The 1,203-nt window shown below is 59.8% G+C and carries 1 protein-coding gene; it reads left to right on the top strand.

Translation table 11 applies throughout. The features are described from left to right. The coding region (locus Q0216_RS05860) for an AI-2E family transporter (protein ID WP_298593704.1) at window positions 1-1,073 on the top strand (1,073 nt) is incomplete at its 5' end. Window positions 1,074-1,203 lie beyond the last annotated feature (130 nt).

Raw genomic sequence — 1,203 nt, 5'->3', positions numbered from 1 at the left:
TTATTTCTCTTCTGGTGGCTCTACTGCTGGCGGCTCTGCTGAGCCCCGCCGTGATGCTTCTGCGTAAGAAGGGCGTCCGTGCCGGTGGCGCGGCGGCTATTGCCGAAATCGGTATGATTCTGGCGCTCGCCGGTATTATTTCGCTGACCGGTCAGCAGATTGTGCGTGGTTTTGTGTCCATGGCGGATAAGGCGATGCAGGGCTACCAGCAGCTGATTGGTTGGCTGAAGGACCTCGGCTACGAGTTCGGTGCCGACCAGCTGAACCAGCTGCTGGATCAGATGGAGAGCGCTGTCACCAATAACCCCAGCTCCGTGCTGCACGGTGTGTCTCAGGTGGGTTCGACTGCGGCTGAGGTTGCGACCGGTACCCTGCTGACCCTGTTTACCCTGGTCTTCTTCCTGATGGAGGGCGAGCGTATCTGGCTGTTCGTCACCCGCCTCTTCCCGAAGGATGCGCGTGCCGCCGTCAACGGTGCGGGTCGTGCTGGCTGGAAGTCCCTGGGTGCGTACGTGCGCGTTCAGATTCTGGTGGCGGCTATTGACGCTATCGGCATCGGTCTTGGTGCCGCAATCCTGGGTGTTCCGCTGGCTATCCCGCTGGGTGTGCTGGTCTTCCTCGGCTCTTTCGTTCCGGTGATTGGTGCCCTCATTTCCGGTGCTGTGGCTGTGTTGCTGGCGCTGGTTGCGTTGGGCCCGGTGCAGGCGCTGATTATGCTCGGTATCGTTCTGCTGGTTCAGCAGCTCGAGTCGCACATTCTGCAGCCGCTCATCATGGGTAAGGCTGTGTCCCTGCACCCGCTCGCCGTGATTTTCTCGGTGGCTGGTGGCTCCATGATTTTTGGTGCGGTGGGTGCCCTGTTCGCCGTGCCGACTCTGGCTGTGGTCAACTCGGTGGTGCGCTACTTGGCGAACCGCGGCTGGGAGCAGGAGGCGCCTCGTGAGGAAGAGTTCCTCTTCCCGCATGAGCTGGAACGCCGCAAGAAGGCTGAAGAGTCTGAGAGGGCTAAGGAAGCTAAGGAAGCCGAAGCGGCAAAGGGCTCTGAAGAGTCTAAGGAATCTGAGAAGGCCTAGAACTCAAGTCATTGTGACTAACTGCGGGCTAGACGCTCGCACATCACCTAGATTAGGGGCCGTTCTTGCACTATCTGTTGAGAGTGCGGGGACGGCCCCTGCTTTATGCCGGTGCATCCTCTAAAATGGA

Origin of the sequence: uncultured Rothia sp., assembly GCF_937976295.1 — a bacterium.
Classification (GTDB): domain Bacteria; phylum Actinomycetota; class Actinomycetes; order Actinomycetales; family Micrococcaceae; genus Rothia.
The sequence above is the reverse complement of the archived record's forward strand: the minus strand, read 5'-3'. Positions and strand labels throughout refer to the sequence as shown.